Origin of the sequence: Streptomyces mutabilis (genome assembly GCF_014649815.1) — a bacterium.
GTDB classification, from domain to species: domain Bacteria; phylum Actinomycetota; class Actinomycetes; order Streptomycetales; family Streptomycetaceae; genus Streptomyces; species Streptomyces mutabilis.
The window spans coordinates 18936-31528 of sequence record NZ_BMTT01000016.1 but is presented as its reverse complement, the minus strand read 5'-3'; the positions used below and the strand labels follow the sequence as shown (position 1 = coordinate 31528).

Annotated in this window: 10 protein-coding genes and 1 pseudogene; 2 read left to right on the top strand and 9 right to left on the bottom strand. The window is 73.3% G+C overall.

The window, feature by feature from the left end; translation table 11 throughout:
• Positions 1–184: 184 nt before the first annotated feature.
• Positions 185–1216, bottom strand: a complete 1032-nt coding sequence (locus IE142_RS26705) for a DUF2510 domain-containing protein (protein WP_191888116.1) — start codon at positions 1214–1216, stop codon at positions 185–187.
• A gap of 275 nt (positions 1217–1491) precedes the next feature.
• Between IE142_RS26705 and IE142_RS26700 the strand changes: the two are divergent.
• Positions 1492–4159, top strand: a pseudogene (locus IE142_RS26700) (ATP-binding protein); the annotation flags it as partial.
• A gap of 103 nt (positions 4160–4262) precedes the next feature.
• Here the strand turns inward: IE142_RS26700 and pcaDC are convergent.
• The 7 genes from pcaDC to IE142_RS26665 are packed head-to-tail and all read right to left on the bottom strand — an operon-like array spanning position 4263 to position 10714.
• Positions 4263–5384, bottom strand: a complete 1122-nt coding sequence (pcaDC, locus tag IE142_RS26695; RefSeq protein ID WP_191888115.1) for a bifunctional 3-oxoadipate enol-lactonase/4-carboxymuconolactone decarboxylase PcaDC — start codon at positions 5382–5384, stop codon at positions 4263–4265.
• Entirely contained in the window at positions 5381–6718 is a 1338-nt protein-coding gene (gene pcaB / locus IE142_RS26690) for a 3-carboxy-cis,cis-muconate cycloisomerase (protein WP_191888114.1), read from the bottom strand. The genes pcaDC and pcaB overlap by 4 nt, the downstream gene beginning before the upstream one ends.
• Positions 6715–7320, bottom strand: coding sequence for a protocatechuate 3,4-dioxygenase subunit alpha (gene pcaG, locus IE142_RS26685; protein WP_191888113.1), 606 nt, complete (start codon positions 7318–7320; stop codon positions 6715–6717). The genes pcaB and pcaG overlap by 4 nt, the downstream gene beginning before the upstream one ends.
• 3 nt (positions 7321–7323) lie before the next feature.
• A complete protein-coding gene (gene pcaH / locus IE142_RS26680) occupies positions 7324–8097 on the bottom strand; it encodes a protocatechuate 3,4-dioxygenase subunit beta (protein WP_191888112.1) in 774 nt (257 codons plus the stop codon).
• 18 nt (positions 8098–8115) lie between these two features.
• On the bottom strand, positions 8116–9318 hold the full coding sequence (locus IE142_RS26675) for a thiolase family protein (protein ID WP_191888111.1): 1203 nt from the start codon (positions 9316–9318) through the stop codon (positions 8116–8118).
• Positions 9315–9959 (bottom strand): CoA transferase subunit B, encoded by a 645-nt coding sequence (locus IE142_RS26670; protein ID WP_191888110.1) that lies wholly within the window; start codon positions 9957–9959, stop codon positions 9315–9317. The genes IE142_RS26675 and IE142_RS26670 overlap by 4 nt, the downstream gene beginning before the upstream one ends.
• Positions 9959–10714 (bottom strand): CoA transferase subunit A, encoded by a 756-nt coding sequence (locus IE142_RS26665; protein ID WP_191888109.1) that lies wholly within the window; start codon positions 10712–10714, stop codon positions 9959–9961. The genes IE142_RS26670 and IE142_RS26665 overlap by 1 nt, the downstream gene beginning before the upstream one ends.
• Before the next feature lie 246 nt (positions 10715–10960).
• Between IE142_RS26665 and IE142_RS26660 the strand changes: the two genes are divergently transcribed.
• Entirely contained in the window at positions 10961–11425 is a 465-nt protein-coding gene (locus IE142_RS26660; RefSeq protein WP_191888108.1) for a MarR family winged helix-turn-helix transcriptional regulator, read from the top strand.
• Between the two features lie 26 nt (positions 11426–11451).
• Here IE142_RS26660 and IE142_RS26655 read toward each other — a convergent pair whose 3' ends face one another.
• A complete protein-coding gene (locus tag IE142_RS26655; RefSeq protein ID WP_191888107.1) occupies positions 11452–12438 on the bottom strand; it encodes a DUF3048 domain-containing protein in 987 nt (328 codons plus the stop codon).
• Between the last annotated feature and the right edge of the window lie 155 nt (positions 12439–12593).

Here is a 12593-nt window from a genome sequence, read left to right as displayed (position 1 = left end):
GGGATGACTGGACGGTGGCCTGTCCGCGCCGCACCGTGGGGACGGGGGCGGCGCGCACCCCCGGCCGGGCGGGATCCCCTTGAGCGGAGGGGGCCCCGCCCGGCCGACCGTTTTCCGGCCGGGTCCGGGGAGAGGGCCGAACCTCGCGGGGGGCGGAGGCCGACGACCGCCTGCTGAGCCTCGGTCAGACGTCCTGTCCGGTGCCGCCCCCGCCGCCGGAGGAGTCCGCTTCGATGCCCTCGGTGATCTCGTCGATGACCGACTGGGTCTCCTCGACGTCGACGCCGAAGCGGACCACGACGATGCGCTCGGGGTCGGCGGGCGCGGGGAAGGCCAGCGACTGGACGTATCCGTCGGAGCCCTCCTCGGTGACCGCCTTCCAGCGCACCAGGTAGCCCTTCTGCCCGGCGACCGTGACCGCCTTCGACGCCAGCTCCTCGTGCGAGGTGATCCCGCCGTACGACTCGCCGCCGTACGATTCCTCGGCGTTCGCCTCGATGTCGGCCTTCGCGACATCCTCGGCGGTACCGCCCTTCGTACCCAGCACCACCGAGGGCGCCGAGTACGCGCCGCCCTTGGTGCACGTCTTGGAGGTGTCGCCCGGGCACGCGTAGCTGTCGTCCGACGTCACCGTCGCACCGACCTGGAGCTGTTGGCCCGACCAGCCGTCCGGGATGGGCAGGCTGATTCCGCTGACCGGGTCCGTCACCGACCCGCTGTCGATCGTGGGCGGCTCCGACTCGCCCGGGGACTCGGGCGCGGGTGACTCGCCGTCCCCGCCCCCGCCGCCTTCGCCGCCGAAGGGATCGTTCTGGCCACCGGGGCCGCGCCGGTCCTGCTGCGACGACGCGCTGCCGCCGCCCGGACCGTCGTCGGCCAGCACGTACACGCCGACCCCGATCCCGGCCAGCACGGCCACGGCCGCCGCGACGGCTATGCCGGTCCGCAACCGTCGCCGCCGCGCGGACGGCGGCTGGACGGGAAACCCGGGATAGCCGGGATGCACGGGGTACGGCCCGGCTGTGGCCTCGGGCGCCGCCGGCTGCGCGGGGGACGGCGCCGCGGGAGGCTGCGTAGGGGCCGCCCACGCGGCTGCCGGCCCCGCGGGACGGACCTGGTCCGTCCACGCCTTGCCGTCCCACCAGCGCTCGGTGGCGGGACCGTTCTGCTTCTGTCCGGGGTCCGGGTACCACCCGGGAGGAGTCGCCTGCGTCATGGGGCCACCGTATGAGGCGTCGGTGAAAGCGGGATGAGAGGCCCGGCCGCAAGGAGGACCGGCGGGACGCTCGCCATCCCGGCCGACGGTGCCAGCGCGACGAGTTGACGCCGTCGGCGGTCACCGCGCCTGATGACGGCCCCGAGCGCGTCGCCCGCGCTTTACCGCATGTCACCCATCACGGCAACTGCTGTCCGGACCGCCCACCACTCGGCCTCCCGGACGGATAGGCTCGGGCTCTGTACGTCATTCGGGCGACATGGGGAGGTAGCGGGATGACGGACGTAGGGCGGACGGCCGCCGCCTCGGCCTCCCTCTGGGAGCGCGAGGAGGAGATCGCCACCATCACGCGGGCCGTCGACAGCCTGTGCGCGGACCGGTCCTCGCCCGGCACCCTCCTGGTGGCCCGGGGCGAGGCCGGACTGGGCAAGACCGCGCTGCTCGCCGAGACCCGCCGCATCGCCGAGGCGCGGGGCTGCACCGTCTGGTCCGCGCGCGGCGGCGAGACCCTCAGGTCCGTTCCCTTCAACGTCGTACGGCAACTGCTCCAGCCCGCGCTGGTCTCCATGCTCCCCGAGGAGGCACGCGAGTACCTCGGCGACTGGTACGGCATCGCCGGCCCCGCCCTCGGCATAGCGGACCCGGGCGAGCGGCAGGCCGACCCGCAGGGCGTGTGCGACGGCCTGGTCGCCGCCGTGCGCCGGCTCGCCCGCCGGGAGTGGCCCCTGGTCCTGCTCATCGACGACGCCCACTGGGCCGACCAGGAGACCCTGCGCTGGCTCGCCGCGCTCGCCGAACGGCTCGACGAGACATCCGCCCTGGTCGTCGTAGCCCGCCGCCCCGGCGACGTCAGCGGCGACAGCGCCCGCCACCTCGACGCGGCCGCCGCCGCGGGCCGGCCCCTCCTCCCGATGAACGTCCTCAGCCCCGACGCGACCGCCGGCCTCACCCGGGCCACCCTGGGCGACCACGCGGACGCCGCGTTCTGCCGCGAGGTGTGGGCCGTCACCGGCGGCAACCCCTACGAGACCGTCGAAACTCCTCGCCAAGGTCCAGGACAGCGAACTCCAACCGGTCGAGGCGGAGGCCGCCGAACTGCGCGAGCTCAACCGCTCCGCCCGGGGCGGAGGCCTCGTGGCCCGCCTGGAGCAACTCGGCGTCGACTCCACCCGGTTCGCCTGGGCCGCCGCCATCCTCGGCGACGGCATCACCGTGGACATGGTGGCGCGGCTCGCCACCCTCGACCGCGCCGACGCCGCCCGCTGCGCCGAACTGCTGCGAGGCGCCCGCATCCTCACCGCGCCCGACCCCGCCTCCCGCCAACCGGACGCGGACGACCTGGAGTTCGTCCACCCCCTGATCGCCACCGCCGTCTACAACTCCATCCCCGATGCGCTGCGCACGGCGATGCACGGCATAGCGGCCCAGCTGGTCACCGACTCCGGCCTCGGAGCGGCGGCCGCCTCCCGCCACCTCCTCCAGGTGCACCCCGACGACGACCCGGAAGTCGTCGCCCAACTGCGCGACGCCGCCCGCGAACACCTTGCCGTAGGCGCCCCCGAGGCCGCCCGCCGCTGCCTCGAACGGGCCCTCAAGGAACCGCCCCTGCCCGACATCCACGCCCGGGTGCTGTACGAACTGGGCTGCGCCACCCTGCTCACCGCGCCCGCCACGACCATCGGCCACCTGCGCACCGCCCTCGCCATGCCCGGCCTGGACGGCGAGCAGCGCGTCAACGCGGTCTTCCGGCTCTCCGAGGCCCTGCTCCACAACAACCAGCTGGAGGAGGCCGTCCGCACCGTCCAGGCGGAGGCCGCCCGCAACCCGGACCCGTCCGTCCGGCTGCGTCTGCAGGCCGTCCAGTACATGTGGGAGGGCATCCACCCCGGCGAGACGTCCTCCCCCGGCCGTTCCGAGCGCCTCGCCGAACTCGCCGCCACCTGCACCGGCCGCGACAACGCCGAGCGCGCCCTGCTCATCCTGTGCGGCTTCGACGCCATGACCCGCGGCGAGAACGCCGAAGAGGTCGTCGAGCTGTGCGACCGGGCCCTCGTCAACGGCCGCATCGCCCCCGGGCTCGGCTGGACCGACACCGAGTGGGGCCTCGAACTGCCGATGATGCTGGCGACCTCCTACGTCTACACCGACCGGCTCGACCGGGCGGAGGCGCTGTTCACCGAGGCGCTGAACACGTACGAGACCGCCGGCTGGAGCGGCGGCCACCTCGCCCTGGCACACACCTACGTCGGCCTCGGCCACCGCAGGCGAGGACGGCTCAGGGAAGCCGAGAAGTCCCTGCGCGAATCGCTGCGCATCGCCGAACGGGTCGGCCGCGGACTGCCGTTGTACTGGTCCGCGGTCTGCAACCTGATCGACACGCTGCTCGCCCGTGGCCATGTGGAGGAGGCCCGGTCCGTCGCCGACCGGTACGGGTTCGACCCGCCGTACCCGTCCACCATCGTGCTGCCCGACCCGCGTCCCGTGCGGGCCCGGCTGCTGCTCGCGACCGGCCGTACCGAAGAGGGCGTCAACGAGCTGGAGACCGCCGAGAAGGCGGCAGTGGCACGCGGCCGGCACAACCCGGTGGTGCACCCCTGGGCGACCGAGCTGTCCCGCGCCCTCGCCACGGAGGACCCCGGCCGTGCCGCCCGGCTCGTCACCGACGCCCGCCGCCACGCCGAACGCTTCGGTACGGACACCGCGATAGGGGAGGCCCTGCGCTGCGCCGCCTCGCTGGAGACGGGCCAGCGCGCGGTCCGACTCGCCGCGCAGGCCGTCGCCTACCTGGAGGCCTCGCCCTGCCAGTACGAGCACGCCGCCGCCCGGGTCGAGTACGGCATCGCCGCCCGCTCGGAGGCCGAACTGCGCCGGGGCCTGGCCCTGGCGGACTCGTGCGGTGCGGACGGGCTGGTGGCACGGGCCCGCGAGGCACTGACGGCGGGGCACGTGGGCTGAGGCGGACCACCTCCGCCCACGCCCGGCCCGCTGCCTCCGCCCACGCCCACGCCCACGCCCCGTCCCGCGCCGTCCCGGCCGAGGGCGCGGATCAGCCGTGGGTGCCGTCCTCCTCGGCGAGCACCCGCTGGGCCGCCGCGAACGCCGAATTCGCCGCCGGCACCCCGCAGTACACCGCGGTCTGGAGCAGCACCGCGCCGATCTCGTCCGGCGTCAGCCCGTTGCGCCGCGCCGCCCGTACGTGCATGGCCAACTCCTCGTAGTGGCCGTGCGCGACCAGCGCGGTCAACGTGATCATGCTGCGTTCGCGGCGCGAGAGGGTCTCGTCCGTCCAGATCTCGCCCCAGGCGTAGCGAGAGATGAAGTCCTGGAAACGGGCCGTGAACGGGGTCTGCCGCCCCTGTGCCCGGTCCACGTGCGCGTCGCCCAGCACCTCGCGCCGCACCGCCATGCCCCGCCTGGAGCCGCCGTCGAAGTGCGCCCGCAGCGCGGTCAGCACCGCCCCGGGCCGCTCCGCCGGCGCCAGGTGCGAGGCACCCGGCAGCTCGGTCAGCGTCGCCCCCGGCACCGCGTCGGCGATCTCCCGCAGATGCGCCGGCGGCGTCGCCGGGTCCTCGCGGCCCGCGATCAGCAGCGTCGGCACGTCGATCTCGCCGAGCCGGTCCCGCAGGTCGAAGGCGGCCAGCGCGTCACAACAGGCGGCGTACGCCCCCGGGTCGGCGTCCCGATGGTCCTGGACCAGCCGCGGCACGGTGAAGCCGGGCGTGAACCACCGCCCGTCCGCGCCCTCGGCGAGCTTCGCCAGCCCTTCCGCGCGCACCGTCGCGGCCCGCTCCTCCCAGGCCTTGGCACCGTTGAAGTGCGCCGACGAACACAGGACGGCCAGCGACGACAACCGCTGCGGATGGTGCACGGCCAGATGCAGTCCCACCGCGCCGCCGAGCGACACACCCGCGTACGAGAACCGCTCCACCCCTAGAGAGTCGGCGAGCGCGAGCACCAGGTCCGCCAGGTCACCGACGGTGGCCCCCGGCCCGATCAGCTCCGCCGCCGAACCCCCGTGCCCGGGCAGGTCCCAGCGGATCACCCGGTGCCCGATGGACAGTTCCGGCGCCACCTCGTCCCACAGGGCGTACGAGGTGCCCAGCGAGGGCCCGAGCAGCAGCGGGGGAGCGGAGGCGGGGCCTTCGGTCAGGTGGTTGAGGAGGGTCAACGTCGCTCCAGAGCACGGTCGGTCATGGCTCCCGCGGAGCCGGTGTAACGGGCGGGGTCGGTCAGGGCCCCGACGTCCAGGTTCTTCAACTCCGGCACTTCGGACAGGAGTTCGGCCATGCTTCGGCCCTCCTCGTAGGTCCGTCCGGCCAGCTCGGTCAGCAGCGCCTTGGCGCGGGCCCGCCCGAGCACCGGTGCCAGTTCGGCGGAGAGCCGCTCGGACACGATCAGCCCGTGCGTCAGGCCGAGGTGCGCGCGCATCACGTCCGGGCGCACCCGGAGGTCCTCGGTCAGCTCGGCGGCGTCACGGGCCGCGCCGCCGGTCAGCCGCAGCAGGTCCCGCAACGGCTCCCACTCGGCGTGCCAGGCGCCGGCCGGCCGCTCGTCCTCGGCGGACAGGGAGCCGTACAGCGCGGCCGCGAGCTGCGGGGCACGCCGGGCGGCCGTCGCGATCAGCGTGGACCGTACGGGATTGGCCTTGTGCGGCATCGCCGACGAACCGCCGCCGCTGCCCTCGGCGACCTCGCCGATCTCGGTGCGGGACAGCGTCAGCACGTCCGCGGCGATCTTCCCGAGCGCCCCGGCGGCGAAGGCGAGGCAGCCGGCCAGGTCGGCCACCGGGGTGCGCAGGGTGTGCCAGGGCAACGCAGGCGCACACAGGCCGAGTTCGCGTGCGTACGCCGCCGGCAGCGCGGTGGGGTCCGCCGCACCGTACGCCTCGAACGCCGCCAGGGTGCCCGCCGCGCCGCCGAGCTGGGCCGGCAGCGCGTCGCGTACGGCGCCGATCCGGTCCCGCGCGTCCAGCACCAGCGTGCGCCAGCCGGCCGCCTTCAGCCCGAAGGTCGTCGGCACGGCGTGCTGGGTGAGCGTGCGGCCCGGCATCACGGTGTCCCGGTGCCGGGCGGCCAGCCGGGCCGACGCCCGTTCCGTGCGGGCCAGATCGGCGAGCAGCAGGTCCAGGGTGCGGGCGGCGACCAGCATCAGCGCCGAGTCCATGATGTCCTGGCTGGTCGCGCCACGGTGGACGTACGGCCCGTACTCCTCGCCGACCGCCTCGGTCAGGTCGGCCACCAGCGGGATGACCGGGTTCCCGCCGCCGCGGGCGCGTTCGGCCAGGGAGTGGGCGTCGAAGCGGGCCGGATCGGCGGCCTCGGTCACCGCGTCCGCCGCCCGGGCCGGGGCGAGCCCCAGCCCGGCCTGTGCCCGGGTCAGGGCCGCCTCCGCGTCCAGCAGCGCCCGCAGGACGGCGCGGTCGTCGGTCGCCTCGGCGGCCGGGGAGCCCGCCCACCCGGGGGCGAGCAGGCCCGGCTCACAAGCCTCGGGAGCTGATGTCACTGGAACTCCAGGAAGACCGTCTCGCCTTCGCCCTGAAGGCGGATGTCGAAACGGTACGTCCCGTTGCCCTCGTCCGCGGCTATCAGCGTGTCGCGGCGCTCCGCGTCCACCCGGGACAGCAGCGGGTCAGCGGCGAGCGCCGCCCGGTCGCCCGGCAGGTAGATCCGGGTGTACAGGTGCACGAGCAGCCCGCGCGCGAACAGGCACACGCTGACGTACGGCGCGCTGTTCCCGCGTGCTCCGGGACGCAGCGTCCGCGCGTACCAGTGGCCGTTCGCGTCCGTCTGGATGCGGCCGAAGCCGGTGAACTCCACGCCGTTGCGGCCGAGGAAGCCGCCGGAGGCCGGGTCGCGGCGCATCGACCCGTCGGCTGTCGGCAGCTCGCCGTCCGGGCCCGGACCCCACAACTCCACGAGGGCGTCCGGCAGCGGGCCGCCCTCGCCGTCGAGCACGTACCCGTGCACGGTGATCGTGTCCGGGTGCCCGAGGGGTGCGATGTCCTCGCCGCCCCGGAAGGGCAGCGCGTACCCGTAGAACGGGCCGACCGTGTGCGACGGTGTGGGCAGCACGTTCTCCGCGCTGCTGGTGTCGATTCTCGTCATGGGTCAGCGTCCTTCTTCGATCCAGGTGGCGTTCGGGCCGTCGAGCACGATGTCCCAGTGGTAGCCGAGCGAGAACTCGGGCACGGACAGGCTGTGGTCGTAGGTCGCGATCAGCCGCTGCCGCGCCGCGTCGTCCGTCACGGACTGCAGGATCGGGTCGTACGGGAACAGCGGGTCGTTCGGGAAGTACATCTGCGTCACCAGCCGCTGTGTGAACGCCGAGCCGAACACCGAGAAGTGGATGTGCGCCGGACGCCAGGCGTTGACGTGGTTGCGCCACGGGTAGGGGCCCGGCTGCACGGTGGTGAAACGGTAGAAGCCGTCGTCGTCGGAGAGCGTGCGGCCCACGCCGGTGAAGTTCGGGTCGAGCGGGGCGTCGTGCTGCTCGCGCTGGTGGGCGTAGCGGCCGGCCGAGTTGGCCTGCCAGATCTCCACGAGCTGGCCGCGCACGGGCTTGCCGTTGCGGTCGAGGAGGCGGCCGGACACGGTGATGCGCTCGCCGACAGGCTCCCCGGTGTGCTGCCGGGTCAGGTCGTTGTCGATCTCGGTGATGTCCCGCTCCCCGAAGGCGGGGGAGGACAGCTCGACCAACTCCGGGTCCTTGGTCACGTCGATGGCGACCGGCGGCTGCTTGGGGTGGCGCAGCACCGAGGAGCGGTACGGGGTGTAGTCGCGGCGCGGATGGTGCTCGACGGGCCCGCCGTCGGCAACCCGCTTCTCGTACGCGGCGTGCTCGGCCGCGATCTCCGCGTCGATGTCGTGCTGGGTCAGAGTCATCTGGGTTCCCGTGGGTGACTAGCGGTCGAGGACCAGGGCGAGGCCCTGGCCGACGCCGATGCAGAGGGTGGCGATGCCGGTGCCGCTTCCCTTGCGGGCGAGCTGGTGGGCGACGGTGCCGGCGAGGCGGGCACCGGAGGCGCCCAGGGGGTGGCCCAGCGCGATGGCTCCGCCCTGGGGGTTGAGGATCGCGGGGTCGAACTCGGGCCACTCGGCGACGCAGCCCAGCACCTGGGCGGCGAAGGCCTCGTTGAGTTCCAGGACGTCCAGGTCGGCGAAAGTGCGGCCGGCCTTGGCGAGGGCGCGGTTCGCGGCCTCGACGGGGGCGAGCCCGAAGTAGTGCGGGTCGGTCGCCGAGACACCGGTGGCACGGATACGGGCCAGGGGTTCGCGGCCGGTGGCCTTCAGGCCCTCGTCGTCGACCAGGAGGAGCGCGGCGGCGCCGTCGTTGAGCGGGGACGCGTTCCCGGCGGTGACGGTGCCGTCGGTCTTGCGGAAGGACGGCTTGAGCTCGGCCATCGCTTCGAGGGAGGCGGTGGGGCGTACGCACTCGTCGGCGGCGAAGTCCACCGGGTCGCCCTTGCGCTGCGGCACCGGGACGGGCGCGAGTTCCACGTCCAGCAGGCCGTCGGCCTGGGCGCGGGCGGCCTTGTGGTGGGAGGCGAGGGCGAACTCGTCCTGCTGCTCGCGGGAGATCTTGTGCTTGTCCGCGATGAGTTCCGCCGACTCCCCGAGGGGGATGGTCCACTGGGGGTCCATCCGCGGGTTGGTCATGCGCCAGCCCAGGGTGGTGGAGTACAGCTCGGTGTGCCCGGCGGGGAAGGGCCGGTCCGACTTGGGCAGCACGTACGGCGCCCGGGTCATCGACTCCACGCCGCCCGCCAGCGCGATCGACGCGTCGCCGACGGCGATGGCACGGGCGGCCTGGACGACCGCTTCGAGGCCGGAGGCGCACAGCCGGTTCACGGTGACGCCGGGGACGGTGGTGGGCAGGCCGGCCAGGAGGGCGGCCATGCGGGCGACGTTGCGGTTCTCCTCGCCGGCGCCGTTGGCGTTGCCGAAGTACACGTCCTCGATGCGCGCGGGATCCAGGGCGGGGGTGCGGCCCAGGAGCTCTCGGACGGCGTGGGCGGCCAGGTCGTCCGGGCGCACGCCCGCCAGGGAGCCGTTGTACTTGCCGAACGGGGTGCGGACCGCGTCGACTACGTAGACGTCCTTCACCTCAGGTCCTCCGCGACGGTCAGCTTGGCATCGGTCTTCGCGGTGATCTCGTCGACGCCGACACCCGGCGCGCACTCCACGAGGAGGAGGCCGTCGTCGGTGACGTCGAGGACACCGAGGTCGGTGATGACACGGTTCACGCACGCCTTGCCCGTGAGCGGCAGGGCGCACTCCTGAAGAATCTTCGGGCTGCCGTCCTTGGCGGTGTGGGTCATCACCACGATCACGGTGCGGGCGCCGTGGACGAGGTCCATCGCCCCGCCGATCCCGGTGATCATCTTTCCCGGGATCGCCCAGTTCGCCAGGTCCCCGCCGGCCGAGACCTGCATCGCACCCAGCACGGCGACGTCGATGTGCCCGCCGCGGATCATCCCGAAGGAGAGCGCCGAGTCGAAGAACGAGGCGCCCGGCAGGACCGTCACGGTCTCCTTCCCGGCGTTGATCAGGTCGGGGTCCACCTCGTTCTCGGTGGGGTAGCGGCCGGTGCCCAGGATTCCGTTCTCGGACTCCAGGGTGACCTCGACGCCCTCGGGGAGGTAGTTCGGGATCAGCGTCGGCAGGCCGATGCCGAGGTTGACGTACTGGCCGTCGGCCAGCTCCCGGGCCGCCCGCGCGGCCATCTGTTCACGCGTCCAGGCCATCAGGAACTCACCGTCCGCCGCTCGATCTTCTTGTCCGTCGCCTGCTCGGGCGTCAGCGCGACCACCCGCTGCACGAAGATCCCGGGCAGGTGCACCGCGTCCGGGTCGATCTCGCCGGGCTCGACGAGTTCCTCCACCTCGGCGACCGTCACCCGTCCGGCCATCGCCGCCAGCGGGTTGAAGTTCCGCGAGGCCTTGGCGAACACCAGGTTCCCGTGCCGGTCGCCCCGCGCCGCCCGCACCAGCGCGAAGTCGGTACGGATGCCTCGCTCCAGCACGTACTCCGTGCCGTCGAACTCCCGGACCTCCTTGGGCGGTGAGGCCAGCGCGACCCCGCCGGAGCCGTCGTAGCGCCACGGCAGCCCGCCGTCGGCGACCTGTGTGCCCACGCCGGCCGGGGTGTAGAAGGCGGGGATGCCGGCCCCGCCGGCCCGCAGCCGCTCGGCCAGCGTGCCCTGCGGGATCATCTCCACCTCCAGCTCACCACCGAGGTACTGCCGCGCGAACTCCTTGTTCGCCCCGATGTAGGAACCGGTCACGCGGGCGATCCGCCCGGCGGCCAGCAGGACCGCGAGACCCGACTCCATCGCCCCGCAGTTGTTGGAGACGACGGACAGCCCACCCGTCCCGCGCTCGTACAACGCCTGGATCAGCACGTTCGGCACACCGCTCAGTCCGAAACCGCCCACCGCCAGCGACGCACCGTCCGGCACATCGGCCACTGCCTCAGCGGCGGTGGCCACCACCTTGTCCATCCGAGAAGCCCCATCTCGTCCGAGCGCCCCGGGTCCGTGTCGGTCCGTGTCGCGGTCGGCCGCACCGACCGCGGATTAATCAGGGCACTGAGTATTTCAGCGAGGTTTCCCACACGCTGCCACTGGACGGTCGAGGCGTCAAGACCCGGATGAGTGCGAGGTAGATCGCCTGGTGGGGCGGCGGACAACCGTCAACGGCCCGAGGTATCGTCAGTACACAAACGAAAGTGGACCCCAGGAGCGCACATGGCCGCGGTCGACCTGACCACCCATCCCGGGCATCTGGCCCGGCGGCTTCAGCAGGCGCACTACCTGCTGTGGAACACGATGGTCTCGGAGGAGATCACGTCACCGCAGTTCGCGGTCCTCAACGCCCTGGTCGCCGAGCCGGGGGTGGACCAGCGCACCGCGGGGGAGCGGGTCGGCCTCGACCGGTCCACCATCGCCGAGGTGATCAGCCGACTCGGCCGCCGGGGGCTGCTGGACAAGGTCCGCGACCCGCAGGACGGCCGCCGTTTCCTGTTGCGTCCGACCGAAGAGGGCCTGCGTGTCCACCGCAAGCTCGCCGTGCGCACGGCTCGCATGAACCAGATCTTCCTCGCCCCGCTCTCCGCCGACGAGCAGACCGTCTTCTTCGACCTGATCCGCCGGGTCGCGGACGCCGCCGAAGGGCTCCGCAACCCGGCGGAACCCGCGACCGCGCCGAACTGATCAGGTCTGCTGGTCAGGACTGCCGATCAGGACTTGTCCGCCGAGGTCGTCGAGTCGACGAACACCACCCACACCTGGCCCCCGGCGAAGTTCAGCGGCGTGCCGTTCCGCGCGGTGAAGGCGGTGCCGTCCGTCGCCGTGCCGCGCTTCCAGGTCGCGTCGTACACGCGCCCGTCCCGCAGCACCTCCGCCTTCCCGGAGCCGACCGTCTCGACGTAGGGCGAGTAGTTGCCCCGGGAATCGTGGAACTCCGACTCGCGCACGTCCACGTGCTGTACGACGACCGTCGCCGGCGCCAGGCGCCCGCCCTCGGTCGTGCGGGCCGGGTCGCCGTCCATGCCGACCAGCCAGCGGTCACGGCTCTCGGACCAGGTGAAGGCGAAGGACGCCGACGGATAGCGCACCGTGCGCGACGACACGGCCCGGCCGCCCCCGGGAGCCTCGCCGTAGTGGTACCCGGTGGTCAGGGCGTCGGCTCCGGGAGGCTGCGACAGCAGTTCGCCGGGGCGCACATAGAGATTGTGCGGGGCGGGCCGGTCCGCGTCGCGGACGTAGGCGTCGGACTTCCCGCCCGGCGGCTCCGCGCGCAGGGGCGCCTTGTCGATGAGTGGCAGCAGCTTGCCCTGTGCGCCGGAGAACGCCAGCGTCGGCCGGTCGAACTGGCGCAGCAGCTCCAGGTCCGACTCGCGGGCGCTGCGCACCGGTCCGACCGACTTCGGCAGCTCCGTCGCGTAGACCGCCATCAGGCGGCTCAGTCCGCCCTCCACCGGCTCCACGTAGACCACGTCCGCCGCGTCCAGGCCCGTCTGCGGACGGGCCGCGCGCACGTTGTCCACCTTCACGGCGAGTACCGAGGCCGGGTGGCCGGCCTCCGTGCTGGAAGAGCCCTCCGGGTGCGGTGCCCGACCGTCCTCCTGCGCCCCGGGCCCGGGCGTGCAGCCAGCCGCCAGTGAGACCGCAACCGCCGCCGTCAGCAGCGCGCCGCCGCGCCACCTGCGCGTCCTTCGTCGCATTCCGACCACCCGCCCGCCATCCTCTGTCATTGATTGTGCGCTTCTAGAAGCTTTTAGTGCCATACCTGACCGAATCTGATACGGCACGCGGAGAGCGGTGCAATATCCGCTGTTCGGACGAAACCGGCGGCGGTTCGGCGGAGCGCCCGTCGGGT